The sequence below is a fragment of the Methylocystis sp. genome (genome assembly GCF_046349115.1).
GTDB lineage: Bacteria > Pseudomonadota > Alphaproteobacteria > Rhizobiales > Beijerinckiaceae > Methylocystis.
In genome coordinates, this window is record NZ_JAXMCX010000003.1 from 36,068 (window position 1) to 61,992 (window position 25,925).

17 protein-coding genes are annotated in these 25,925 nt (G+C 61.8%); 2 read left to right on the forward strand and 15 right to left on the reverse strand.

Going from position 1 to position 25,925, the window contains the following annotated elements:
* Positions 1 to 2: 2 nt before the first annotated feature.
* The 14 genes from U1E20_RS09760 to U1E20_RS09825 form a co-directional block, all read right to left on the reverse strand.
* On the reverse strand, positions 3 to 7,205 hold the full coding sequence (locus U1E20_RS09760; protein WP_409980417.1) for an amino acid adenylation domain-containing protein: 7,203 nt from the start codon (positions 7,203 to 7,205) through the stop codon (positions 3 to 5).
* A gap of 44 nt (positions 7,206 to 7,249) precedes the next feature.
* Positions 7,250 to 7,474 carry an MbtH family protein gene (locus U1E20_RS09765; protein ID WP_409980418.1) on the reverse strand — a complete coding sequence of 75 codons (225 nt, stop codon included), beginning with the start codon at positions 7,472 to 7,474 and terminating at the stop codon, positions 7,250 to 7,252.
* Complete coding sequence (fes, locus tag U1E20_RS09770) at positions 7,467 to 10,442, reverse strand: enterochelin esterase (protein WP_409980419.1); 2,976 nt, start codon at positions 10,440 to 10,442, stop codon at positions 7,467 to 7,469. Before fes ends, U1E20_RS09765 begins: the two co-directional genes overlap by 8 nt.
* A gap of 15 nt (positions 10,443 to 10,457) precedes the next feature.
* Positions 10,458 to 10,751 carry a hypothetical protein gene (locus tag U1E20_RS09775; RefSeq protein WP_409980420.1) on the reverse strand — a complete coding sequence of 98 codons (294 nt, stop codon included), beginning with the start codon at positions 10,749 to 10,751 and terminating at the stop codon, positions 10,458 to 10,460.
* Positions 10,748 to 11,035 (reverse strand): hypothetical protein, encoded by a 288-nt coding sequence (locus U1E20_RS09780; RefSeq protein ID WP_409980421.1) that lies wholly within the window; start codon positions 11,033 to 11,035, stop codon positions 10,748 to 10,750. The genes U1E20_RS09775 and U1E20_RS09780 overlap by 4 nt, the downstream gene beginning before the upstream one ends.
* A gap of 17 nt (positions 11,036 to 11,052) precedes the next feature.
* Positions 11,053 to 13,476, reverse strand: a complete 2,424-nt coding sequence (locus U1E20_RS09785) for a TonB-dependent siderophore receptor (RefSeq protein WP_409980422.1) — start codon at positions 13,474 to 13,476, stop codon at positions 11,053 to 11,055.
* 549 nt (positions 13,477 to 14,025) lie between these two features.
* A complete protein-coding gene (locus U1E20_RS09790; RefSeq protein WP_409980423.1) occupies positions 14,026 to 14,382 on the reverse strand; it encodes an antibiotic biosynthesis monooxygenase family protein in 357 nt (118 codons plus the stop codon).
* A 225-nt stretch (positions 14,383 to 14,607) separates the two neighbouring features.
* On the reverse strand, positions 14,608 to 17,100 hold the full coding sequence (locus U1E20_RS09795; protein ID WP_409980424.1) for an alginate export family protein: 2,493 nt from the start codon (positions 17,098 to 17,100) through the stop codon (positions 14,608 to 14,610).
* Between the two features lie 215 nt (positions 17,101 to 17,315).
* A complete protein-coding gene (tam, locus tag U1E20_RS09800) occupies positions 17,316 to 18,128 on the reverse strand; it encodes a trans-aconitate 2-methyltransferase (RefSeq protein WP_409980425.1) in 813 nt (270 codons plus the stop codon).
* Positions 18,125 to 19,327 carry a sulfate/molybdate ABC transporter ATP-binding protein gene (locus U1E20_RS09805; protein ID WP_409980801.1) on the reverse strand — a complete coding sequence of 401 codons (1,203 nt, stop codon included), beginning with the start codon at positions 19,325 to 19,327 and terminating at the stop codon, positions 18,125 to 18,127. Before U1E20_RS09805 ends, tam begins: the two co-directional genes overlap by 4 nt.
* Positions 19,218 to 20,102, reverse strand: coding sequence for a sulfate ABC transporter permease subunit CysW (cysW, locus tag U1E20_RS09810; RefSeq protein WP_409980426.1), 885 nt, complete (start codon positions 20,100 to 20,102; stop codon positions 19,218 to 19,220). Before cysW ends, U1E20_RS09805 begins: the two co-directional genes overlap by 110 nt.
* The gene (gene cysT, locus U1E20_RS09815; RefSeq protein WP_409980427.1) at positions 20,095 to 20,958 is read right to left on the reverse strand and encodes a sulfate ABC transporter permease subunit CysT; all 864 of its coding nucleotides are present in this window, start codon (positions 20,956 to 20,958) and stop codon (positions 20,095 to 20,097) included. The genes cysW and cysT overlap by 8 nt, the downstream gene beginning before the upstream one ends.
* A complete protein-coding gene (locus U1E20_RS09820; RefSeq protein ID WP_409980428.1) occupies positions 20,955 to 21,998 on the reverse strand; it encodes a sulfate ABC transporter substrate-binding protein in 1,044 nt (347 codons plus the stop codon). The genes cysT and U1E20_RS09820 overlap by 4 nt, the downstream gene beginning before the upstream one ends.
* Before the next feature lie 135 nt (positions 21,999 to 22,133).
* Positions 22,134 to 23,117 carry a beta-ketoacyl-ACP synthase III gene (locus tag U1E20_RS09825; RefSeq protein WP_409980429.1) on the reverse strand — a complete coding sequence of 328 codons (984 nt, stop codon included), beginning with the start codon at positions 23,115 to 23,117 and terminating at the stop codon, positions 22,134 to 22,136.
* 348 nt (positions 23,118 to 23,465) lie between these two features.
* On the opposite strand from U1E20_RS09825, the gene rimO reads away from it, so the two are divergent.
* On the forward strand, positions 23,466 to 24,812 hold the full coding sequence (rimO, locus tag U1E20_RS09830) for a 30S ribosomal protein S12 methylthiotransferase RimO (protein ID WP_409980802.1): 1,347 nt from the start codon (positions 23,466 to 23,468) through the stop codon (positions 24,810 to 24,812).
* Between the two features lie 47 nt (positions 24,813 to 24,859).
* On the forward strand, positions 24,860 to 25,192 hold the full coding sequence (locus U1E20_RS09835; RefSeq protein ID WP_409980430.1) for a hypothetical protein: 333 nt from the start codon (positions 24,860 to 24,862) through the stop codon (positions 25,190 to 25,192).
* Here the strand turns inward: U1E20_RS09835 and U1E20_RS09840 are convergent.
* Positions 25,153 to 25,788, reverse strand: coding sequence for a nicotinate-nucleotide adenylyltransferase (locus U1E20_RS09840; RefSeq protein WP_409980431.1), 636 nt, complete (start codon positions 25,786 to 25,788; stop codon positions 25,153 to 25,155). The genes U1E20_RS09835 and U1E20_RS09840 overlap by 40 nt on opposite strands.
* Between the last annotated feature and the right edge of the window lie 137 nt (positions 25,789 to 25,925).

Genomic DNA, 25,925 nt, shown 5'->3' on the forward strand with positions numbered 1-25,925 from the left:
CGCTACCCCCTCGCCTCAACGTCGCACAGCAGGTCATTGAGGATCGGCCCCAATGCCTGCAGGGAGCGCGGAGAGACAATGTCCGTGTGGGCGCAGTCCAGTTCAACGACATGGAGCTGGCCCACATAGGGACGCCAGGTTTTCTGGACGTCCATTTCGGGCGGCAAGGTCCGCTTCGCTACGAATAGCGTTGCCGCGCCGGAATAGTGCGCCGTCCTCGCCGTGGCGAGGAGACGCACTGAATCTTCATAGTTCTTCATGATATGGCCGAACATTTCCGCCTTTTCCTTCGCCAACGCCGAGTCGAGCGCGTCCTTGGAGGCGTTCATGAACAGCGCGCGCTCCTTTTCGATCTCGCGCTCTTCGTCTTCCGTCGGCGGTCTGCTCCAGTCCTGAATTTCGGGCGGATAGGTGTCGAGCAATCCGAGAAATTCGACGGCGTCGCCTTCCTCGACAAGTCGCGCGGCGATCGCCTGCGCCACCACGCCGCCAAGCGAATAGCCGAGCAGCCGGTAAGGTCCGCGCGGCTGCATCTTTCGGATCGTCTCCAGATGTTTCGCGCAGACCTCGTCCATCGACTCGCAGACCGCGATGACGCCGTTCGGGCGCGGCGACTGAAGTCCGATCAACGGACACTCGCTTTCGAGATAACGGGTGAGAACGCTGAACTGCCAGGAAAAGCCGGAAGCTGGATGAATGCAGATCAGCGGCGCGCCGGCGCCCGAGCGCAGATGCAGCGCTTCGCCGAAACCCGCCTTTCGCTCTTCGCCGGCCTGTTCGTCGAACAGCGCGCGCGCCAGCCGCTCGACGCTGGAATTGACGATGATCTCGCCAACCGAAACCGGCGTCTTGAATTCTCTCTCCAACTCGGCGGCGAGCTGCATGGCGAGCAGGGAATGTCCGCCGAGCGCGAAGAAATCATCGTCGGCGTTGACCTCATCGACGCCCAGCACGCGCGCGAAGATTTCGCACAGACTCGTTTCGATTCCTGGAAGCGGCTTACGGCCCTGCCGCCTTTGCAACTCTCCCGGCGCCGGCAGCGCCTTCCTGTCCAACTTGCCGCTGGCGTTGAGCGGAAACGCCTTCAAGCAGATAATAGCCGCCGGAGTCATATGACTTGGCAGGCGACGCGAAAGCGCGCCGCGCAACGCCTCGCCGTCGAGTTCCGTTCCTTCAGAGGGAACGACATAGCCGATCAATTGACGCTCATCGGCGCCGCCGCCGATTCGTTGGCCAGTCGTTCTGGCCGCGACCGCCGCCTGTGCGACGCCGGGCTGGTCCAGCAGCGCGCTTTCGATTTCGCCGAGTTCGATCCGCTGACCGCGAATCTTGATCTGATCGTCGGCGCGACCAAGATATTCCAGCGAACCGTTGGTCAGCCAACGAACGATGTCGCCGGTTCGATACATTCTTTCGCCCTCGGCGAAAGGATCGGCGACAAAGCGATTGGCTGTCAGCGAAGGCCGATTGAGATAGCCGTCAGCAAGTTGCACGCCCGAAAGATAGAGTTCGCCCGGCGCGCCGATTGGCGTCGGCCGCAGCCAGGGATCGAGCACTCGCAAGGCGGTGTTCCACACCGGCCTGCCGATCGGAACGCTCGCCGCTTCAGCAGCGTCTTCCGCGCCAGCTCCACAGGCTTGCTGATAGCTGACGTCGACGGCCGCCTCGGTCGGACCGTAAAGATTATGCAATGGCGCGTGGAACAGCGTCTCATAAGACCGGACCAGTTCCTTCGACAGGGCTTCGCCGCTGCAGAAGACAAGACGCAGGCTGCCGGCGTCGGCCGCGCCCCGCGATTCCGTTTGCGCGGCCGCTACGAAGGTCGCGAGCATCGACGGAACGAAATGGATGACGGTGACCCGTTGATCCTGAATGAGCCGCAGCAGTTCGCGCGGATCGCGATGCGCCTCCGGCGGCGCGACGACGAGACAGGCGCCCGTGATCAGCGGCCAAAAGAATTCCCACACCGAAACATCGAAGCTGCTTGGCGTTTTTTGCAAAACCACGTCATCGGCGGTCAGTCGATATTCATGCTGCATCCAGCGCAAACGATTGACGATCGCCTTATGGGAGATCGTCACGCCCTTGGGGCGGCCGGTGGAGCCGGACGTATAGATGACATAGGCCGCATCCTCCGGGCCCGGACGGACCGGGACTTTCGATAAGTCTTCATTCGTCCCGTCGAATAGCTCATCATAAATCAGCAATGCGCCTAAGCGCTCGAAGCGCGCCATCAGTTCATGCGTGGTGACGATGAGGCGAGGTCGAGCGTCCAGCGCCATGTAAGCAAGACGTTCTTCGGGATAGCTCACGTCGAACGGCAGATAGGCGGCGCCAGCTTCCTGGGCCGCCATCAGCGCGATGGCGAGGCGAACTGAACGCGGCAGCGCAATCGCGACGATGTCGCCGCTTGTGACGCCCGTCGCCGCGAATTTGTGTGCAAGCGCCGATACTTGCCGGCGAACTTCGCGATACGACAGCGCATGGTCAGCATCGACCAACGCTATGGCGTTCGGCGTGCGATGGACTTGATCCTCGAGCAACTCGTTTAGAGTGGTCGGAAGCGTCGTGACATCCGTATTGTTGACGCTGTCGATTACATCTCGCTCCTCAGGGAGCAGGAAATCCATCGCCGAGAGCGGCGCGTCAGGACGGTCGACGATCTGCTCCATCAGTCGTGCAATGCGGCGCGCGATGCGATGAGGCTCTTTGACGCCATCGCGATATTCGAGCCGCAGCTGCAGACCGCGGCGTCCAGGCAACACCATCAGCGTCAGAGGATAGTGCGTATAGCCGCGATTGCGTGCGCCGATGCAGCGCAGTCTGCCGAACGCCGCCGCGAACAGGCTCGCGTCTTCCGGGTAGTTCTCCACCACCAGCAAGGTGTCGAACAATGTCGACGCGCCGCACTGTCTTTGGATGTCTCCAAGGCCAATCCCGTCATGCTCCAGCAGGCCGATCTGTCGCTGCTGGACATCGGCGAGCTGTTCGAGAAGCGGCCGATCTGGAGCAAGAAGCAGACGGACCGGCAGCGTATTGGTGAACAACCCGATATGCGCTTCGACGCCTTCAACGGCCTCTGAACGGCCCGACATCGGCGATCCGAAGACGACGTCATTGCGGCCTGACATTGTAGCGAGAAAGGCGCCCCATACGCCCTGCATGAGCGTATTGAGCGTCAGGCCGCGGCTACGGCGCAGCGTCTCGAGTTCTTCGATGAGTCCGGGCCGAAGATTGAGCGACAGCTCATGAATGGCCCCAAAATCATTGGACCCTTCAAACAACAATGTCGGCGCGACGCCCTGTAGCGCTTCCCGCCAAGCGCGGCGCGCCGGCGCCGGATCGCGGCTCGCGAGCCGGCGCACGACTGTTGGATAATCCGGCGCGAGCGGCGGCAGCGTATTGCCGGCATAGGCGGCGAGCAGTTCGCGCAGCATGATGGCCGAAGACCAGCCATCGCCGATCAGATGATGCGAGCAGACGAGCAACGCATGCCGCTCGGCGGCGAGACGCACGAGCGTCGCCTGCGCCATCATCCGACCTTTCGCCGCGCCGCCGAGAAAATCTCGATCAAGCTCGGCGCGCTCAAGGCGATCGACTTCGGCGAGTTGCTGCGCTTCGCCGCGCGCGGCGAAATCGCAGAGCTTCCACGGCCAGCGACGTTCGCTGGAACGCGCATCGATCAACGGCAGGAGTTGCAGCGGCGCGCCCTGTTCGACATCAAAAATCGCGGCGAGCTGAGGATGGCGGCGGAGCAGCGTCTCCAATGCATCTTGCAGCCTTTCGACATCAAGGGGCCCTTCGAAGTCGAAACGGGAGATGGCATTGTAGCGGCTCGACTGCTCGCCGAGGCGGGCATGGAACAGCAGCCCTTCCTGCAGGGGCAATGCAGGCAAAACGGCGGCGATCGGCCCGTGACGCGCCTGCAGCGTATCGAACTCGGCGTCGCTGATTTCGGTCGCTTCATGAATTGCCGCGGCGGTCGCGTCGGACGGCGATTCAAGCGCCTTCGCCATGCGGGCGACGCAGCGGCATTCGAAAATATCTCGCGGGCGCAACAGATAGCCGCGCCGACGCAGCGCGGCGCACAGGCCGATCGCGGAAATACTGTCGCCGCCGAGAAAGAAGAAGTCGTCGTCGGCGCCGACCTCATCCACGCGCAATATACTGGCGATGCTTTCGGCAAGCATCGTTTCCGCGCCGGGAAGCGGTCGACGGCCTTTCGATTGCGCCGCTTTCAACGGATCGGGCAAGGCTTTCCGATCGAGCTTGCCATTGGCGCTCAGCGGAAATACTTGCAAAACGATGATCGCGACGGGCGTCATATAGGCCGGAAGGCGCGTCGCCAGCGCCCCGCGCAATGCTTCGCCGTCGAGGGTCTCGCCGGGCGCTGCGGGCGTGACATAGCCGATCAGTTGGCGCGCGTCAGAGCCGAGCGCCAACTCTTCCCCGCCGCCAAGCCTTCGCGCGACGACGGCCGCCTGCCCCACGCCGGGCTGATCGCGCAACGCGCTTTCGATCTCGCCGAGTTCGATTCTCTGGCCGCGAATTTTGAGTTGATCGTCGCTACGGCCAAGATAGTCGACGGCGCCATTCGGCAGCCAGCGGGCGATGTCGCCGGTGCGATACATGCGTTCGCCGTCCGCCTGCGGATCGGCGACGAATCGCGTCGCAGTCAGCGAAGCGCGACGCCAATAGCCTTGCGCAAGTTGCGCGCCGGTCAGATAGAGATCGCCGGCGACGCCGATCGGCGTCGGACGCAGCCGCGCGTCCAAGATACGCAGGCCGGTGTTCCACAAAGGCCGGCCGATCGGCACGCCCGGCCCAGGCGCCGACGCCAACGCCTCTCCGAACGCCGGCTGATAGGTGACCTCGACCGTGGCTTCCGTGGGGCCGTAGACATTATGCAGCGGCGCGTGAAACAGATCTTCGAAAGCTTGCGCCAATTCCTTCGACAGCGCTTCGCCAATGCAAAACACCGCGCGCAGACTCTTGGCGTGGCGCGCGGCGTTTGTCGTCCTCCGCACGCCTGCGATGAAGGCGGCAAGCAGCGACGGCACGAAATTCATCGTGGTGACGCGATAATCGCGAATGATTTGAAGCAGACCTTCGGGATCGCGGTCCGCTTCTTCCGGGGCCATCGCCAGACGCGCGCCGCAAGTCAAAGGCCAGAAAAACTCACCGACCGACACGTCGAAGCTGCAGGGAGTCTTCTGCAGGACCACATCGTCGGCGTTCAGCGCATATTCGTCTTGCAGCCAAAGCAGCAGATTGACCACGGCGCCGTGAGAGACCACGACTCCCTTCGGCTTCCCGGTCGAACCGGAGGTATAGATGATATAGGCCGGATGATCGGGCGTCGGCGCCATCTTCGATGCAAAGTCATGTTGTTCGACATCGGGCGCAAGTTCATCAAAGATCAGAACCGGCCCCATCGCTTCGAAGCGGCTGCGCAGACTTTCGCATGTGACGATCAGGCGCGGCGCGGCGTCATCGACCATATAGGCCAGGCGCTCGTCGGGATAATTTATGTCGAGCGGCAGATAGGCGGCGCCAGTCTCCAGCGCCGCCATGATGGCAAGACTCAAGTGAACCGTGCGCGGCAGCGCGACGGCGACATGGTCCCCGCAGACCACGCCCGCTTCCGCCAGCATTTGCGCCAGCCGAGACACATTGCGCCGAACCTCTCGATAGGTCAGCCGATGCTCTTTATCGATCAGCGCTGTCGCGTCCGGCGTCTTGTCGGCCTGGGCGGCGAGCATGTCGCATAATGTCAGCCGCGGAATGTCCTTCGCCGTGTCGTTCGCGGCCGCGATCAGCGCACGCTCGTCTTCGGCAAGGAGCGGCGCCGCTCCGATTGGCAGCTTTGGATCTTCGGCGAGCCGCTGCGTGAGACGGGCGAGCCGGTTCGCGTGAAGGTTCAACGCCGCTTCGTCATAACGATCGCAATTCGCGACGAGATCGATCGTCAATCCGCCGTCGTCGACATAAAGGTCGAATTCGATGTCTTCCACGGGCCCTGAGGCCAGCTGATGCGTCACGCCCGCGACGCCATCAAGGTCGAGGCGGTAGTCGAATATTTTGAGATTGAGCATCGGTCCATAGAGCGACCGATCCGAGCCGACCAATCCAAGATCGCGTCGCAACTGTTCGGCTTCGTAACGTTGGCGCCGCCGCACCGCTTTCAGTTCAGAGGCGAGCTGCGCCGCCGCCCGCGACAGCGACATTGCGGGTTCGACGGCGAGTTGGACCGGCAGGACATTTACGACAGGACCGACGGCGAAAAGCGCGATCGATCCCATGCGTCGCATGAACGGCATGCCGACGGTCAATTGAGTCGCGCCGCTCATTCGATGCAGATAGGCGAAGACGGCCGCCATCGCCATTTCGACGCCGGAGACGCGAACCGATGCGCCCTGTGTCTCAAAGGCAGCCATAATGTTTGGCGCAAGCGATATTCTGCGCCGCAACGGCAATGACGTATCCGCCGACCGCGATGGCGTCGCGATTGGCTGCGACAGCGCGATCGGCGCCGGCAAATCGCATGCGTGGTCCAGCCAAAAGCCCCGATCCGCCGCCTGCGCCTGCGAGCCTTCATAGGACTGATATTCCTCGACCACCTCGGCGAAAGAGGCGAAAGGCGAATCCCCCACGGGCTTTCGACGTCTGAGCGCCGTGTAGACGTCGGCGATGCGGCGTGCGATCGCGGTAAAGCTGTACCCGTCGACCATCAGATGATGGTAGCGCTGATACCAGAACCAACGCCCGCCGTTCGATGTTTCGCCAAGACGAATCAGCGCGTGACGAAAGAGCGGCCGATCGCCGTCAAGCGGCAGGAACGACGCGAGATCGGCGCGCATGAAAGCAAGCGCGGCAGTCTCCGGACTCGAGTTTTCGCTTACGTCAATGACGTCCGGTTCGGGAATATCGGCGGCGTCTTTGCGCTGAGAAATGATCTGTAAAAGCCGGCCGTCCTTCTCGATAAAGCGGGCGTGAACCGTATCGGCCTCAGCAAGCCCGATACGAATGGTCTGGCGCAGGAGTTCGACGTCGAGCTCGCCGTCGAGCTCGACATATTGCGCGACGATGAAGGCGTTTCGCGCCGAGGACAGCTGGTCGCCCATCCATATGCCGGGCTGAGCGGCGATAAGCGGAAGTTCAAGCTCGTTCGGCGTGGAAGATCGCAAAGGCGGAGCAAGAAGCACTGTCGTTCCATTCGAAGGAAATGCCGTCTGACGACGATCGCCGATCAGCAAGGCTGAGCAGCGTCCCGCACCGACTTGGGACGCATATCGGTCCAATGTTCATCGACAAAGTTGAGACAGGCGCCGCGATCGCTTGGACCGAACGCTTGCCGCCAGCCCGTCGGCGCCGGCGCAAATGTCGGCCAGAGACTGTGCTGCCCTTGCGCATTGACCAGGACGAGAAAGGCAAGGCTCTCGTCGTCAAAGGGATTGGGCTGAGAGTCATTCATGCAACTGCTCCATCGCATTTGAAGTCGCCGACGCCGAAACGACTGTCCGCAACGCCCTTGCGCCAGCGGACGCTGCGCGCCGATCGGCAAGCAGGCGGGCAAGTCCGTCAAGCAATCCGCCTCGCCAGCACAGCGGATCGTGACCGCCTGAGTAGACGCGATAGAAGGCGTCGTGCCCGGCGCCGATGAGCGCCCGATGCACGCGGTCGTTCTCCGGCTGTATGATTTTTTCAAAGCTTCCGGCCTCGAGGAAAATGCGAAGATGAGACGACCGGCGCTTGCTGTCCTCGATCAGGCGAGAGAGAACGTCCGGCGCATCGCCTCGAATATCTTCCGTCAAAGGTCGCCATTGCTCCGGCGCAAAAGCTCCCGGCCACCAGAACGAGCCGGACTGCGCGAGCACGCATCCAAACCGATCGGGCGCGCGCAGTCCCGCGAACAGCGCCGCCAGCCCGCCGAAGCTCTGACCCGCGATAACGGTGCTGCGCGGATCGCTGGCGCATGGCGCAACGCGCGACGCCAGCGGCAACAACTCCTGCTGAAGCGCTTCAAGAAATGCTTCGTCGCAGGCGAGTTCGCGCATCCGCGTATTTTCGTCGAGCGAATCGATCAGCACAAAGACGCTCGGCGGCAGCAGAGCGGCCTGCGTGGCATTATCCAGAGCCGAGAAGACAGGCATGGCCTCGGCCCAATATTGTCCGTCGAGGAGCAGAACGAGCGGAAGTTCTCGACCCACGCCGGCGCCGGCGCGATAGATCCAAACGCGACGGGAATTGCGCAGCCGGGCGCTGTCCCATGAGATTTGACGCAAGCGGCCTTGATCCGCGGCGATGCGGTTTTTTCGGTCGACGTCCCGCCACGCCGCTTGGAACGGCGCCTGGGGCAGATGCGCCGGCGAGAACTTCTGTCCGCGCAGTCCAACATGACAAACGCCCGGATTGAGCGGATCGGCTTGCGCGAGCTTCAGCGCCGAACGCCACCAGTCCCGCATCGCGACTTCGCGGGCGGCGCCGCGCTCGGGCGGCGAAGGATGACGATCATCGACGGGAATGAAGCCGTAGCTTCCGCGCCAGTCGGCTTCCACCTCAAAGGACCAACGCCAGACATCGGTTCCGGCGACTCGCTCGAGCGAAACAGGATCGCCGAGATGATGATCGGTGACCGAGCAAATATCGATATAGACGCGCCGCGTACGCGATCTCGTCGCATCGCCGTCGGGATCGCGCCACAGGAAGGAGACGCGCGCGCGATGCCTGCCGATCGCCGAGACGATTGGACAGCCTTCGACGGCGACTCGACGCCACCAACGATCGGATCCCACATCTTCGCCGAAGCGTGACTTCAGCCATTGCTCGCAGGGCATAGTGTTCGCGTTGTTTTCCGCAGCCGACCGGCGAGGCGCGGCCCATACGCTGTCGGCCGGCCCATATTTTGCGCGGCGCGACGCCGCGCGCGCCATGACGACAAAGGACAAGGCGGCGGCGAGCGAGACGACATCGACGCCGAGCGCGGCGATGCTCGCCGAGGCATGCATCCCGAGCGCTGGAAAAGTCCAACCGGCCAATGTCGTGAGGGGAATCGCCACTGTCGCCAGCGCGGCGAGCCAGAGAAGTTCGACGCCCGCCGCCGCGGCGCCCCTGAAAAACGACCAGAGAACGCTGGCGACGAAGACGGAATAATATACGCCGTTGTGCCAATGTTCGATGTCGGCGACGGTTCCATCGAGCCATTTCGACGCGACGATCGTCATCGATATCGCGCATATGGCGCCAAGACAGACGCCGACCGTGGCCGCCGACATCAGACGCGTCGATGTTTTCTGAACGACGGGCCCGCCGTGTCGCCGCTCGGTTCGCCGGCGCGATTCGATCCAGAGCAGATTGCCGGAGTAAAACAGGAACGCGCCCGCAACGCCGAGAAGAAAGTAACAGAAGCGCACGACGTCGCCGCCAAAGCTGGCGAAATGCAGGGCGAAGAACGTCGCGACGATGCCTGTCCAGTTTCCCTCCTTGCCTGGAAAATAGTCGGTGTTGGCGATCTCGCCGGAGACCGGGCTGACGACCGCGAACCCCATGCCTCTCGTCATATGGCGCGTGTCATATCCCCAAATCTGAACTGACGCGCCGCGAGTTCCGGCGTTGCGGTAGCGCATCTCGACGGGCGTGAAACTTGGCGAGGCCGCCTTCACCCGGTCAAGCAGCGCATCGACCGGCAGCATGGACGCTGGCCGCTCGTCCTTCTTGATCACGTTGAAAGGATTGCTGGCGGCGATGATTGTCTTTAGACCGCCGTCGTAGACGACATGATCGAGCGCGTCATAGAGCTGCTCGTGTAGGCAGAAGACGACCGCCGTCAGCGCGATGACGATGTGGAAAGGCAGGCTGACGACGCCGACCACATTATGCGCGTCGAGCCACAAGCGCTTGAGGTTCGGACCGATGCGCAGCGCGAAGAGATCCTTCACGAGCGACGGCAGAACGATGATCAATCCGGAAACAAGCGCGACGGCATAGACGGCGCTCACGACGCCCATGACGGTTTCGCCGATGTCATTGGCGCCGGGAATGCCGGCGGTTTGATGAATCTTGTCGATGAAATCAGCGAGGTTCGAGCGATGCGACTGCGCCAGCCGCAAATTGCCTTCGGCGGAGAGATCCGCGGACCAGGGCGCCTTATCATCCCTGCCCTTGCGCCAGGTGAGGCGCGCCCACAGATCTTCCGTCTCGCCCAAATGGAGCGTGAATTCTTTGGCTGCGTCAGGCCGCGCGGCGAGCGTACGCGCGATCAATTGATCCGACTGCTCGAGCTTCGTGCGACTGATCGGAGCCGGCGAAGACGCCCAACGCGCGAGCGGCTCCGCGAACACCGTGATGGCGCCCGCGTAGAAGGCGATGAACAGAAACATGCCGGCAGTGATGCCGGTCCATGTATGGACAGTCTTATAGAGCCGAACAACGTCGCTGCGCATCGTGCGTTGTCTCGATTAGCGAAGAAAATGACGGCAGGCGAACAATCCGGCGTAGGCGATGAGATTCGCGCCGCCGAGCCAGAGCCAGGCGCGCATGCCGCTATAAAAAAGGAAGCAAAGGCTGAGCGTCGTGAGCCAGATCGGCGCGATCAGCCACATCACGACCTGAAATTTGTTTGGCGTCGCCAATCCTCCGGGCGTCAACCAGGCAAACAGCCCGGCAAAGGCAATCGCGAGGGTGAAGCCCAGAATGGCTCCGGCCGAAGTCTTGCTGATCCAGTCGCGTCTGATCTGACTCATCTGACTCATGGGGCTTTTCCAACGATGGTTCGCAGCGCCCCCAGGCACGGAAAAATGATGAACAGAAGCATGGTCAGGGCGAACGCCGCGAAAATCGCGGTCGAGAGCTGAACCGTCTCACGCCACAGGACGACTCCGAGCAACAGCAGCGCCGCGCCAGCGGCTCGGCTCGGCCAGGCGGACAAGCGTCGCGACAGCCACCGCTGGTTTGGCGCGCCGAGATAGAGGCTGGCGGCTCCCGAGGCGATCGCGACGCAGGCCGCGGACTGAAAGGCGGCGGGCGAGAGGTCCATCGTCCGCTCCCGATTTTCTAGAAGTTGACGGTCGCCGATAGAAGGACGGTGCGCGGCGCATCGAGCGTCGCGAAGCCGTCGTTGAAGGCGCCGGACCAGTAGCTGTGGTTGAACAGATTGTTCACATTCGCCCGCAGCGTCATATCCGCGCCGTACACCTTCGTGGCGTAGCGCACGCCGGCGTCGAAACGCGTCCATTCAGGAATGCGATACCAGTTCTGCGAGTCGACATAGAGCGCGCTCGTATAGATGACGCGGCCTTCCGCCGTCACGCCGACGAGATAGGGAAGATCCCACTCGCCATAGAGATTCGCCTGCCATCGCGGAATGCCGAAGGCGTTCTTGCCGGTCGTTTTTCCGTCGGCGCTCTGGGTGATGACGCCGATCATATAGGTGACGCCGCCGAGCACGCGGAAGCCTTCGACAGGCTCGCCAAAGACGCTCCATTCGATGCCCTGGTTGCGCTGCCGGACCGGCTTATAGGAGATCAGGCCTCCCGTGGTCACGGTCGCAAGAGTGGGTTGCGTAATCTCATAGAAGCTCAGCGTATTCGCAAGGACGCCCAGATCGAGCTTCGCGCCGGTTTCGATCTGCTTGGAAACGAAGGGCGGAAACGACTCGTTGAAATTGGCCGCCTGCGGATTGGTGACGCGAAGGCCTTGCGTGAGGCCCTCGATATAGTTGGCGTAAAGCGAGAGGCGCTTATCGAACGGCTTGACGATCAGCGCAAAGGCTGGCGAGAGCCGATCGCTGTCATAGGAGTTCGTCTCTATGCCCGTATTCGCTTGGAAGTTCTTGGTCATCACCCGCTGGCTGCGCAGACCGCCGATAAGCTGGATGCGTTCGTCGAAGGCGGAAACCGTGTCGGCGAAAGCGAGACTTGCCAGATAGTTCTCGCTCGTCTTCCGCGGATCGGTGACGAAATACGGCCGACTGGGATTGAAAGCGGTGCCCGGAACGACCGAAGGAGGCGGCGCCTGAGGCGGCACGACGGGCAGATAGATGTTGGAGCTGTAAGGCGAGACAAATCCGAATTCGGAACTTTGACTGAATTTCAGCGCCGAGGCGCTCAGCACGAATTGATGGCGCAGCGGTCCCGTGTCCAATTGGCCGCGAATGCCGCCCTGCGTCGACAGCGAACTAGTATAGCCGCGCAGATTGACGATTCGGTTTCCGGAATAGTTGCCGAGCAGATTTACGCCGACAGCCTGAACGCCGTTGGTAAAGCCGAAGTTCCGGCTGTCCAGGAAGCCGATGCCGGCGAAAACGGTGACATTCTCCGCAATGTCGAGCTCGCCGCGCGCTTCGATCGCCGCGTTCTCGAAGCGGGAGTTCGAACCGATAAACATGTTCCTGGTTGCGCTTGGCGCGGCCGCCGCTCCAATTCCAGCGAAGCTCGCGACAAATGAGCTGCCGTTCTTGAAGATTTCCTGGCTGTGATAGGCGTCGATCGACAGCCTGATGCGCTCTTCCCGGAAATCGAGCGCCAGCGCATTCAACCCGCGCACTTTCCACTGTTCGTCGAGCGCTGTCCCGCCGCTGCGGTAAACGCCATTGTAGCGAAGGCCAAACTGATTATGGTCGCCGCCGCGCCGGCCGACGTCGATATGCGTGCCGAATTGCGAGCTCGACGTGTAATCCGTGGTGACGCTGGTGATCGGCGTATCGTCGGCATGCTTGGTGACGAGATTGATCGAGCCGCCGACCGCGCCGAACGGCGCCATGCCGTTGAGCAGCGCGCCCGGACCCTTGAGCACTTCGACCCGCTCCAGAAACTCCGTCGGCACATGGCCGTCGGGCGCAAGGCCATACATGCCGTTGAGCGCGAGCTCGCTGCCGAGCACCGGAAAGCCGCGAATTCTGAAATTCTCGCGGATTTGCCCCGCCGACGTGGCCATGCGAACCGACGGGTCGTTCTCCAGCACCTGCTGCAGCGTGCGGGCCTGCTGATTCTCGATCAGCGCCGACGTGTAGCTCGTCACATTGAACGGCGTATCCATGAAGTCGCGGTTGCCGAGCATGCCCAGTCGCGCGCCGCGTGCGATCTCGCCGCCGGCATAGGCGGGCGGCAGATTGCCGATCTCTCCCGTCGGCGGAGACGGCGCGACGCTCGGCCCGGAGGGCAGCGCCAGACCCTGTCCGGCGCCGGAGGTTGCGCTCGGCGTCGAGGCCACATGCGGTCGCGGGCCGCTTTGACGAAACGCGCTGGCGCGCGCATTCGACGCGACCGGGCGCGGCGTTGGCTGCCGCACTTTCGATGCCGGCTTTTCGCGCGGCGCGTCGACGGTCACCGGCGGCAAGGTTTGCGAGGCGTTTTGCGCCCCGGCGGAAGGGATTTCGAACGAAAAGGCGATCGACGCGCCGAGGCCACAAGTGAGCAGGGATTTTTTCCCGATTTCCACTGCATTGAAGCAGGAAGTCTCGGAATAGTACTTGCTCATTTTTCCGCCTTTACTGCTTTGCAGCGCATAGTTCGTCGAAAGAGTGATTACGGATAACGTACATACTTTTTTGTGGTCAATTGAGTCAGTCAAAATTCAGAAACATTTTAAATATCTACAATTAGCAGTTTGGATTTATTTCACTTTCAAAGAAGAAAACGTAGCTATTGTTCAAAACATAATCACAGTGACGACGAGGCGATCACTTCGCGGCTGCATATCGCTCGGCGCGCAGGCGACGCTCCGATGAACGATTGTGAGTCGCGAATCGAGCGGCCCGGCGAACTGACGCTCGCTCGAGAGAGATTGAACGCGCCGCGCTTCGAAGGAAGCGGTTCCGAATGTCGCGGCTGCCGAGGCATCTGTCAGGAGAATCATTCCCGAATGGCTGAGCGGTCGGAGCCGCGCAAGGCCGCAAACGCCGCGCGCGCATTCGCGCGGCGTCAGCAATCAGATTTCGGCGCCTTGTTCAGTTTGCTCGGTCCACGACAATCGCAGTCGCGGGAGCGCCGAACTTGCGTCCGCCGCGCTCAGCCTCATGCGGCTCGTTCAAGCCGAGCGATCCGTCTGCGCGGCGGACGACGCGCAGTTTGGATTTGTTTCAGTCAAGACGGCCTCGAAACCTTCGAATTCGGGACCGCCGATATAGAGATCGCGGTTTTGACCGGCGTTTTTATGGGCCTCGCGAAACTGTTCGGAATGCGTCCAGTCGATGAAATTCTGCCGCGACTCCCACAGCGCATGCGACGCATAGAGCGTGTGGTCTTCCCGCTCAGGCCCTTTGAGCAAGTGAAAGACGATGAAGCCGGGCCTTTCCTGAAGGCGAGACTGACGCGACCGCCAGACGTCTTCGAAAGCCTGCTCCTTTCCCTTGACGATTTTGAACCGGTTCATCGCAACGAACATGAGCAAACTCCTGCATCTGGCTGGCCCGCCAGCCCGGCGTTTTTGATCTATCGGCCGCCAAAGCTTAAAGAGCAAGAAGTTTGCCGGCGCCGTCACGGCGCAGGCGCTGCTTGTCGAAGTTAGACAACCAAAAGCTCACGCATCTGCGCAGGCGCCCATTCCGACCATTCTGATTAGCTTTGGCCGAGGACCCACGGGTCGAACCGATCTTGCGCTTGACTTGACCTATTTTGCCGTGACGAGGCTGCTAAGATCAAAGTGGCGGTTGACGCCGGCGTGAATGAGGTTGCCATTAAACCGCGTCGAACTCGACGCTCCGGTGGCGTAAAAGCCATTCGGCTGAACCGCAAAACTGGAGGCCTGAGCGGCGCCAAGATCGTACCAAAGATAATCGACTTTGACGCTCCATTCGGGCGTAAACATCCATTCGGCGCCGCCGCCTGCGGTCCAGCCGATGAGACTATCCTGATAGGCTGGATTGACCTGCGTCTGATTGGTTCCGCCAATGCGGCGGGTAAGGATCGCGGCATTGGAGATGACCCCGCCATAGGCCATGCCGCCCGTGCCGTAGACGGCGAGCGTCGGCGTAATGAGATAGCCCAATCGTCCGCGGATGGTTCCGAGATAATTGAGCGTCGCGGTGCGCTGCGCATAAGTGGCGAAACTATTGCCGCCGGCGGAGGTCGCTGAAGCTCGCCATCTCGTGTCGGTGTTGCCCGAGACGGCATGAAGATCGGCCTCGACGCCGGCCAGGACGCTGTCGGCCAATTTCCAATTTGCGCCGCTCTGGAAGCCGCCGACGAAGCCGGCAAGATGGTTGCTCTGGTCGATCGGCGTCGCGCTGACGGCAATGTCCGGACTCGCCACGGCGGCGCCAAACGGCCAGGGCTGCACGATCGACCGCGGGCTCGACCAGGCGCCGCCGCCGTTAAGCCCGACGTAAACATCGCGCCAGCTCGGCGGAGCGGCGGGCGGCGGAGGCGGCCCCTCAGACGAAACGAGGGCGAGGAAATCAGCGCCCGGCGGCTTCGTGATCGGATTGCCGTCGCCGAAGGCGTTGGCGGAGACTTCGAGATAGAAGAAGTCGGTCGGGCGCGCGGTCAGGCCGTTCGTCGTCGTTGTCTGTCCGGGAAAAGACTGCGGGAAAAACGGCTGCAGCGCGACCGCCTGCGCAAAGCTTGACGTAAATGAGCCGGGCCAGAAATGCGCGTAGCTCGCCGTCATATTGATGAACTGATTAAGCCTGTAGCGAATGCGAAGATCATATTCCGTGCCGAGAAACGTGCCTCTATTGCCGAGCGGCGCATAGAGATTGACGCGGTCCCAGGCCGCGGCGGCGCTCGCCAGCCAATAGGCGCTGAAGGCCGTGTCAACCTGCAGATTCTTGAACGGCGTGAATTCGATGCGCGCCTTGGGCGCCTTGACGTTGTTCCATGCGATATAGTCGTCGCGCGAAAACGGCTGGTTGAAACCATAGAAGACGTCGAAAGTCTGGTTGACGCTGTCGTAAGGACTCTTGTTGCCGGAGCCATAAGCGTAATTGGCGCTGATCCGCGGTTTCCACGGATGGTCTGAAAATGTGTAGCCGGCCTCGAACGCATAGGCGATGGCGTCGTGCTGAACCGTCGTCTGCACCGCGTTTTGGATATTTCCGAGCTGGCGGAATTCGCCAGTTTCGCCAAACTGCTTATTGAGGTCGAAATCATAATCGAAATTGTCGATCACGCCGTAAACGCGCAAGCCGGGCGCATAAGTGTCGCGATGAACCTTCAGCGCGTTCGAGACGTTGAACGGATCAGCAAATTGTTTGCGCCCCAGAAAATACGGCTGGATCGTCGCATAATCCGACCAGCACCGAATGCTGAACACGCTGCCGTAAATCCAGTTCTGCCAGTCAGGCCGATCGAATTGATAGGGATAGCGAATGACAGGCCGCATCAGGAAACTGTCGATATCCCAGTCGTTTTCCTTCTTGCCGATTTTGACGCGGAAGCCGTCAAAATTATTGGTGGTGTTGCGGAACTCGTTCTCCGCGATCAACCGGCGGTCAAGCAGTTCGAGGTGAAAGCGGCCGGCGCGAAGGGTCAAGGGCCGATCATTGCCGAGGTCGTCCTGGCCGAAGGCGTTCTTGAAATAGAGTTCGCCATAGGCCGAAATGAGATCGGTCTGATTGATCTCCTGACCTTGATATTCATAGATGCTGTTAAAGGCGCGGGAGTCCTGAAATTCGACGGCGAACCTGAAAGGATCGAGGATATTCTGGACGCCGAGATAGGCGCGGGTGCGCGACAGCCAGAGCGAATTGGGAAAATATTTTCGCTGCGACGTCGGCGGATTGGTCGTCGTGCTCGTCCATGGCCGATAATCGTCCTTGCGATATTCAAAGCGAACGCGCGAGTCGAGGCCAACATTCAGCCAATCGACGCCTTCGAATTCCTTGTAGGTTTTGGCGAGATTGCGCACATAGGGCGGGATGTCGGGCTGCGGTTCTAAACGATAGCCGCGCGTCGGCACGTAATAGCTCTTCTTCTCCGCCGGCGCGGCGGGCGCAGCTGGCGAGCGCATCGCCTTCTTCTCGGCGGCGTTCGTCTTCACCGCGGCTTTTTGCGGCGCTTCATTTCGTCCGGCCGTCGCCTCTTCGCCGAAAGACAAATCCGGCGCGAGGGCAAGCGCCATCGCCGCCACGGCAGAGCTCAGTTTTAACTTCCGCTTTGACATTCCAGCTCTCTAACGTCTGTCGCTGAGGCTGTTCCTCCGCGACTGCTTCATCAACGCTGCGTGAGTCAGTCAACCGGAAACTCTGCTTTTTGTCTATCGACTTTATAGACTATTTGCGCGATCGAAGCGTGTTGTTACAGAAATGTCACACTTTGTCGGATCGATTGGCGCCGCGCCGCACGCCCGCCCCAGGGGCGCCCCAGGGGCGCCTGCCTTTATTTCTGCAGGGCGAGGAACATGCGCGGATACCGCAAGAGCACCTTGCCGTCCGGCTGGCGTGGATAGGCTTGCGCGAGCCTCGCTCTGTAACAGGAGAGAAATTCGACGCGCTCATCCTCGTCGAGCAAATCGAGAAATGGACGGAGGCCCGATCCTTCGAACCATTCGACGACCCCGTCGGGACCATCGAGCGGGTGAACATAGACCGTCTGCCAAATGTCGAACTTACTGCTCAGCGGCACCAGCAGATTGTAATATTCCTCGATCGGACCAAGCGTCATGATTGATTTGGCGACCGGCAGCAGACGCGGCGCCCAAAGTCCGTCCGCCGCGACCATGCGCATGGCGGCATGCGAAAGCTCATGCGTATTATTCGGCATTTGAACGGCGAGACGCCCGCCGGGCCGCAAATAGCTTACCAGCCTGGTCATCAACCTACGATGGTCGGGGAGGAAATGCAGCGCCGCATTGGCGAAGATGAGATCGGCCGGCTCCGACGGCCGCCAATCCGCGATGTCCTCCTTGATGAAAGTCGCCGTCGGCGTGCAGGCGCGGGCGACCGACAGCATATTGTCGGACCTGTCGATCCCGACGATGTCGGCTCCGGGGAAGCTCATCGCCAGAAGCCTTGTGCTGTTCCCGGGTCCGCACCCAAGATCAAAAACGCGCCGCGTCTCGCAATGGGGCACGCGCGCAAGCAGATCGCGGGCGGCGCGCGTGCGCTCCGCTTCGAATTTCAGATAGAGCGCCGAATTCCAATCATTGAGGGCGTTCTTCGCATCGATCGCCTCGGCAAACGCGGGACTCAAATGCCGTCTCCAATATTGAGGTATTGGCGATTCTCATCAGTCGGAAAGATGCGGGCTTTTCCCAAGGAAAGCGGAATGCGGCCGCCGAGCGAGGCCGAGCGATCGAGCGGAGAGTCGATTTCCAGCGTTTGATCATAGCCGTCGATGGCGATGGTGGCGCGAACGCCGGCGGGGGTGCGGCGCAGACTTTCAATGCGTCCTTCTAGATCGCCGTTTCCTTCGGCGGCGACCGCGATGTCCGCCGGGCGGAAGAAGACTTTCGCCGGACCGCTACGCAAGCCAAGCGTGTCGACGTGCAATCGGCGGCCGCCGAATTCGACATGGCCGTCGGCGACGGCCACCGGCAGAGCGACCGCTTCGCCGACGAAGGAAATGACGAAAGGCGAAGCCGGTCGATCGTAAAGCTCCTCGGGCGCGCCGATCTGCTCGATACGGCCTTCGTTGAGCACGACCACGCGATCGGCAAGCTCCATCGCCTCGTCCTGATCATGGGTGACGAAGACCGTCGTCAAGCCGGTCCGCTTGTGAATGTCGCGCAGCCAGCGGCGCAAATCCTTGCGCACGCGCGCATCGAGCGCGCCGAAAGGTTCATCGAGCAGCAGCACGCGCGGCTCGATCGCCAATGCGCGCGCCAGCGCCACACGCTGACGCTGGCCGCCAGAGAGCTGCGCCGGATAGCGATCGCCAAGCCCGTCGAGTTGAACGAATTGCAAAAGCTCCGCGACGCGCGCCGTGATCGCCGACCGAGAGGGACGCTCGCGTCTGGGCCGCACGCGCAGGCCATAGGCGATATTGTCGGCGACAGTCATATGTTTGAAGAGCGCATAGTTCTGAAAGACCATGCCGACGCGGCGATTCTGCACGGCAAGATTGGTCGCGTCTTCGCCATCGAACAGGACGCGCCCCCGGTCGGGAGAATTGAGGCCTGCGATTACCCGCAGCAGCGTCGTCTTGCCCGAACCCGATGGTCCGAGAAGCGCGACGAGTTCGCCGGATTGAATGTCGAGGCTGACGTTGCGCAACGCCGCGAAGGCGCCGAAGTCCTGCGCGACGCCCTCAATGCGGATCGCAGCGCCGCGCTTGCGCGTGTCAATGTCGGCGCGTTCGTCCGGAGAGCGCGTCGGCGTGCCGCCATTCGAGGAAGGTCTTGAATCCCAGCGTGACGAGCGCCAGCCCTGCAAGAAGAACCGCGAGAGCAAAAGCGGCGACGGCATTGTATTCATTGTAGAGTATCTCCACCTGAAGCGGGATCGTGTTGGTGCGGCCGCGGATATGGCCGGAGACGACGGAAACGGCGCCGAATTCTCCCATGGCGCGCGCGTTGCAAAGCAGCGCCCCATAGAGCAGGCCCCATTTGATATTGGGCAGCGTCACTGTGAGGAACGTCTTGAATCCAGAGGCGCCGAGCGTGAGCGCCGCCTCTTCCTCCACGTTGCCTTGCTCCTGCATCAGCGGAATGAGTTCGCGCGCGACGAAAGGAAAGGTGACGAAAATCGTCGCCAGCACGATGCCCGGGATGGCGAAGATGATTCGCACATCGTGATCGGCGAGCCATGGGCCGAAGAGGCCCTGACCTCCAAACGCCAATACATAGACGAGGCCGGCGACGACCGGCGACACTGAAAAGGGCAGATCGATCAACGTGACGAGAACGCTCTTGCCTGGAAAGGAAAATTTGGCGATCGACCAGGACGCCGCAAGCCCAAATATGAGATTGGCGGGCACGGCAAGCCCCGCAACCAGAAGAGTCAAACGGATCGCGGCCTGCGCATCCGGATCATCGAACGCGGCGCGAAAGGGTACGATCCCTTTGCTGAGCGCTTCGACGAACACGACTGCAAGCGGCGCGAACAGGAAGAGCGCGAGAAACAGCCCGGCTATGCCAATGAGCGCATAACGCGCAAGCGGCGAGTCCTCAGTGACCGGCCGATGTTTGACGCGGCGCCCCGCAGACGCAATCGTCATCTCAGACATGGCCGAACCTTCTGCCGCTCCAGGCCTGAACCAGATTGATGAGGAGCAGCGCGGAGAACGAAATCGCCAGCATGATCGTCGCGATTCCGGTCGCGCCGGCGACATCATATTGTTCGAGCTTTTCGACGATCAGCAGCGGCGCGATCTCGGATACGTAAGCGATATTGCCGGCGATGAAGATGACCGAGCCATATTCGCCGACGGCTCTGGCGAAGGCGAGCGCGAAGCCGGTCAATAACGCCGGCGCCAAAGTCGGCAGCATCACGCGCAGAACGGTTTGCAGCCGGCCCGCGCCGAGCGTCGCGGAAGCCTCCTCCAGTTCGACTTCGAACTCGGTGAGGATCGGCTGCACGGTGCGCACCACGAATGGCAGGCCGATGAAGACAAGCGCGACCAGAATGCCCCAGCGGGTGAAGGCGATCTTGATGTCATAGTCAGCGAGCGGCGCGCCAAACCAGCCATTGGGCGCATAGAGCGCCGCAAGCGAAATGCCGGCGACGGCGGTCGGCAGCGCGAAGGGCAGATCGACGAAGGCGTCGAGGAGGCGACGCCCAACGAACTCATAGCGCGTGAGCGCCCACGCGACGATCAGGCCAAAGAATAGATCGACGACCGCCGCCGCGAAGGAAATGAAAAACGTCGTACGCAAGGCCGCGGCGACGCGCGCCTCCGAGGCGATCGCATAGAGCCCGGACAGTCCTAATTCCGACGACTGCCAAAGGAGCGTGGCGAGCGGAAAGACGACGATCAGACCGAGATAGATCAGCGTGTAGCCGAAGGTTAGGCGAAAGCCGGGAATAACGCCCGGCGCCGTGAAGCGCCGAGCGCTTTTGCCGACAGGAATCGGGGAGGTCACCTTGTCAGCTCTTGTTTCTGGATGTCGTCGAAAACGCCGCCGTCGGCGAAATGCTTCCTTTGCGCGGCTGTCCAGCCGCCGAAGGTTTTGTCCACGGTGATGAAATCGATCTTGGCGAATTTTTTCACATCTTCCTTCGCCGCATATTCGGGATGGACGGGACGATAGAAATTGCGGGCAATGATCGCCTGCGCCGGCGGCGAATAGAGAAAGTCGAGATAGGCTTCGGCAAGCTGCCTGTTGCCCTTGGCGTCGGCGTTGGCGTCGACGACCGCGACCGGCGGCTCGGCTAATATTGATTGTGGCGGCGTAACGATCTCGAATTTGTCGGCGCCAAATTCCTTGAGCGCGAGGAAAGCTTCATTCTCCCACGCCAGCAGCACGTCGCCGATGCCGCGCCGGGCGAAGGTGATCGTCGAGCCTCGCGCGCCCGTGTCCAGCACCGGCGCGTTCCTGTAAATGGCTCTCACGAAATCCTTGGTCCTTACTTCGTCGCCGCCGAATTTTTTCAGCCCATAGCCCCAGGCCGCGAGATAGTTCCAGCGCGCGCCGCCCGAGGTCTTGGGATTGGGCGTGATGACACCGACGCCGGGCTTCGCGAGATCATCCCAGTCCTTGATGGATTTCGGATTGCCCTTGCGGACGAGGAAAACGATCGTCGACGTATAGGGCGAGGAATTATTGGGTCGGCGCTTTTGCCAATCGACGGGTATCTTGCCGCTCTTATTGGCGATGGCGTCAATGTCGGCGGCGAGCGCCAGCGTCACGACATCGGCGTCGAGCCCCTCGATCACAGCGCGCGCCTGTGCGCCGGACCCGCCATGCGAAGCGAGGATTTCGATGGATTCGCCGGTCTTGGCATTCCAATCGGCGGCAAAGGCCGGATTGATCGACTTATAGAGTTCGCGCGTGGGATCGTAGGAGACATTCAAGAATGTCTGGCCCGCCTGCGAGTGCGCGCCCGCCAACAGGGCGAGCGAGAGCAACCCCACAACAATTCCCACGCCCACGCGCTTTTCGAAACGACGCTCAATGTGCATCTTGCTCTCCTATAGTCTATAAAATCGATAGCATGACTATATCATTTCGGCAAGCCGCAAGAGCCCGCCCTCGGGCGGAATCGCCAAGGCGCCGATAATTCGATGAATTTCAAATGATTATAGCGCGCTCAAGCGCTACCACCGCAGGACGGCGCCGCCCCAGGTCATACCTGCGCCGATCGCCATCATGGCGATCACGTCGCCCTTTTTCAGCCGCCCGGCACGGTTCGCCTCGTCGAGCGTGATCGGCATCGAGGCGCTCGACGTGTTGCCGTAACGATCGATGTTGATCCAGCATTTCTCCAGCGGCACGCCGAGATGCTGCATCGCCGATTCGATAATCCGCTTATTGGCCTGATGGGCGATGACGTGATTGATGTCTTGCGCCGTCAGACCGGCGGCTTTGAGCGTGTCGCCGACCACTTCGGGCAACAATCGCGTCGCGACCTTATAGACCTCGCGGCCCCGCATTTTGATTTTCCCGGCCTTGTCTTCCAGCATTTCGGGCGACGGCGGTCGTCGGCTGCCGCCCCCGTAGATGCCCAAAATTCCGGTCATGGAGCCATCGGTGCGCAGGCTTGCGGCGAGCACGCCGCGTCCCTGCTCTTCGCTGGCGCCGAGCAGAATCGCGCCGGCGGCGTCGCCAAACAGCACGCAGGTTTCGCGGTTGGTCCAGTCGACGAAACGGCTCAAGGTCTCGGCGCCGATCACCAGCGCGCGCTTCGCCTTGCCGCTTTTTATAAATTGATCGGCGATGGAGAGACCGTAAAGCGAACCGGCGCAGGCCGCGCCGACGTCAAAGGCGAAAGCGTTCCGCGCGCCAAGCCGAGCCTGGACGAAAGATGCGCAGGACGGCGTCGGCGTATCGCCGGTCACCGTACAGACGATCAGCATGTCGACATCGTCAGGCTTGACGCCCGCGAATTTCAGCGCCTCGTCAGCGGCGGCGGCGGCAAGATCGGATGTCGCCTCGTCATCCGCCGCCACCCGGCGCTCCTTGATCCCGGTGCGGCTGACGATCCATTCGTCGTTCGTCCTGACGATTTTCTCAAGGTCGGCGTTGGAGATGACACGCTGCGGCGCATAGGACCCTGTTCCGAGAACTATCGAATTCGTCAAGACGTGGCGGTTCCTTCTAAGCGGCGTCGCTAAAGCTCGCCAGCGAAGCGCTTATTCCTAAGTGCCGCCTGGGCCAAGCGCAAATTTTCTTTTGGTCCCGTCGAAACCGCCTGCATCGTCACGGACTTGTTGGCTTTTTCAAGCCAGGTCGCGAGGACCGCTACGATCCGCCGTCAACCCTTTCTTAAAGCGCGCGCCGCTAGACCCTGTCGAGGGCTCCTCGGAGTTGCGTTCATGTTCGACGCCATCGTCTTTGTCGCTGTTACGCTTTTGGCTCTGCTTGGCGCGCTGACGGCCTGAGGTCGCGCCCGCGATTGCAAAGACGGCGGCCGCATGGCAATGGGCGCCATGCAGGAACAAGACAGGCCGAACGCCGCACCGCGCGTCTCCTTCGTTTCGCTCGGCTGCCCCAAGGCGCTGGTCGACAGCGAACGCATCGTCACGCGGCTGCGCGCCGAAGGCTATGAGCTTTCGCGCAGCCACGCCGGCGCCGATGTGGTCGTCGTCAACACCTGCGGCTTTCTCGATAGCGCCAAGGCCGAGTCGCTCGAAGCGATCGGCGCGGCGCTCAGCGAGAATGGCAAGGTCATCGTCACCGGCTGCATGGGCGCGGAGCCGGAGGCGATCTCGAAGCGCTTTCCGCAAGTGCTGGCGATCACCGGCCCGCAGCAATATGAGAGCGTTGTCGAGGCGGTGCATCGCGCCGCCGCGCCGGCGCATGACCCGTTTTTGGACCTTCTCCCCGAACAGGGCGTGAAGCTCACGCCGCGCCATTACGCCTATCTGAAAATCTCCGAAGGTTGCGACAACAGCTGCGCCTTCTGCATCATTCCGCATCTGCGCGGGCCGCTCGTCTCGCGGCCGGCGGCCGACGTGCTGCGCGAAGCGGAAAAGCTCGCGCGCGCCGGGGTGAAGGAACTGCTCGTCATCTCGCAGGACACGAGCGCCTATGGCCGCGACATTCGCTACGCCGAAAGCATGTTCGGCGAGCGCAGCGTGCGCGCGAAATTCATCGATCTCGCGCGCGAGCTTGGCGAGTTAGGGCTCTGGGTGCGCCTGCATTACGTTTATCCCTATCCCCATGTCGACGACGTCGTGCCGTTGATGGCGGAGGGGAAAATCCTTCCCTATCTCGATATTCCCTTTCAGCACGCCGCGCCGAACGTGCTGAAGGCGATGAAGCGTCCCGCGAATGAGGAGAAGACCCTCACGCGCATTCGCGCCTGGCGCGACGCCTGTCCCGATCTTGCCTTGCGTTCGACCTTCATCGTCGGCTTTCCCGGCGAGACCGAAGAAGATTTCGATTATCTGCTGGGTTGGCTGGAGGAAGCCGAGATCGACCGCGCCGGCGCCTTCAAATATGAGCCCGTCGCCGGCGCGCCCGCCGAGGCGCTCGGCCTTCCCGCCGTGCCGGACGAGGCAAAGGAGACACGCTGGCGCCGCTTCATGGAGACGCAGCAAAAGATCAGCGCGCGGCTGATGAAGCGCAAGATCGGCAAGCGCCTATCGGTCATCATCGACGAGCCGGGCGGCGGCGCTTCTGGCGCGCCCGCCAAGGGCCGCACCAAGGCCGATGCGCCGCAGATTGACGGCGCGGCCTTTATCGCATCGCGGCGCCCGCTGCGCGCCGGCGACATTGTCACAGCGAAAATCGAGCGCGCGGAAGCTTACGACGTCTATGGCGCCGCGACCTAAAGCAGCCCTATATTGGAGCCAAGCACAAAATATCTGGAGAGAAGCCCATGACCGAAGAACCGCAGGACGAGGGCAAGCCTCAGGACGAGCCGCAGGAAAACCCCTCGCCCAAAACTGAAGATGCGCCGGCGCAGCCGCAGGCGCCGCAGTTCGTCATTCCGCGCAGCCTCTATATCGCCACGGCGCTGATCGTCATCGGCTCATTCGCGATCACGCTCTTCGTGCGCAATCCCTATACGCAGTCGGTCTCGGAAGGCACGGGCTTTTACGAACGCGGCTCGGACAGTTCGCTGCTGCTCTGGGTCGCGATCTTCATCGGCATACCGGCGAGCTTCTGGGCTTATAAGCGCTGGATACTGCCGCTGTTCGAACGCAAGTAGCTCTGACGCAACTCGGTCGAAGAGCGCTCGAGTCTTGGTCCGTGCAGATAAATGATCGCTGGCGGCGGCGTAACGGCGAACATGGCGGCTTTGCTCTCGGGCAGCCGCGCATCCTTAAAGAAGACCGCGGCCTTGGCGTTCGCCGCTTTGAGCGTCGCGCCCGGGCGGTCGATCACGGCGATCGGCGTCGTGCGCGCAATGTCCTGCCATCGCAGCCAGCGATGGAACTGCAGGAGATTGTCGGCGCCCATGATCCAGACGAAGCGCACGCCGGGACAATGCGCGTGAAGATAGTCGATCGTGTCGCAGGTGAATCGCGCGCCTATCGCGGCTTCGAATCCGGTGAAGGCGACCCGCGGATCGCGCAGGAGTTTTTTCGCCGCCGCGATCCGCGCGTCGATCGACGGCAGCTCGCTGGCATCCTTGAGCGGATTGCCCGGCGAGACGACCCACCATAGGCGATCGAGCTTCAGCCGCGTCAGCGCAATGCGCGAAACGAGCGCATGGCCGTCATGCGGCGGATCGAAAGAGCCGCCGAAAAGGCCGATGCGCATGCCCGGCGCATGGGGCGGGAGGCGCGGGAAAGGCTGCGTCATGCCGCAACCAGTTGCACAGCAAGGAAGTCATTCCCGACGCGCGCCACACGCGCGATCGGGAATCCAGAACCAAAACAGCATTCTTGAATTGTCTCTGGATTCCCGGTCAGGCCTCCGGCCTGCCGGGAATGACATCC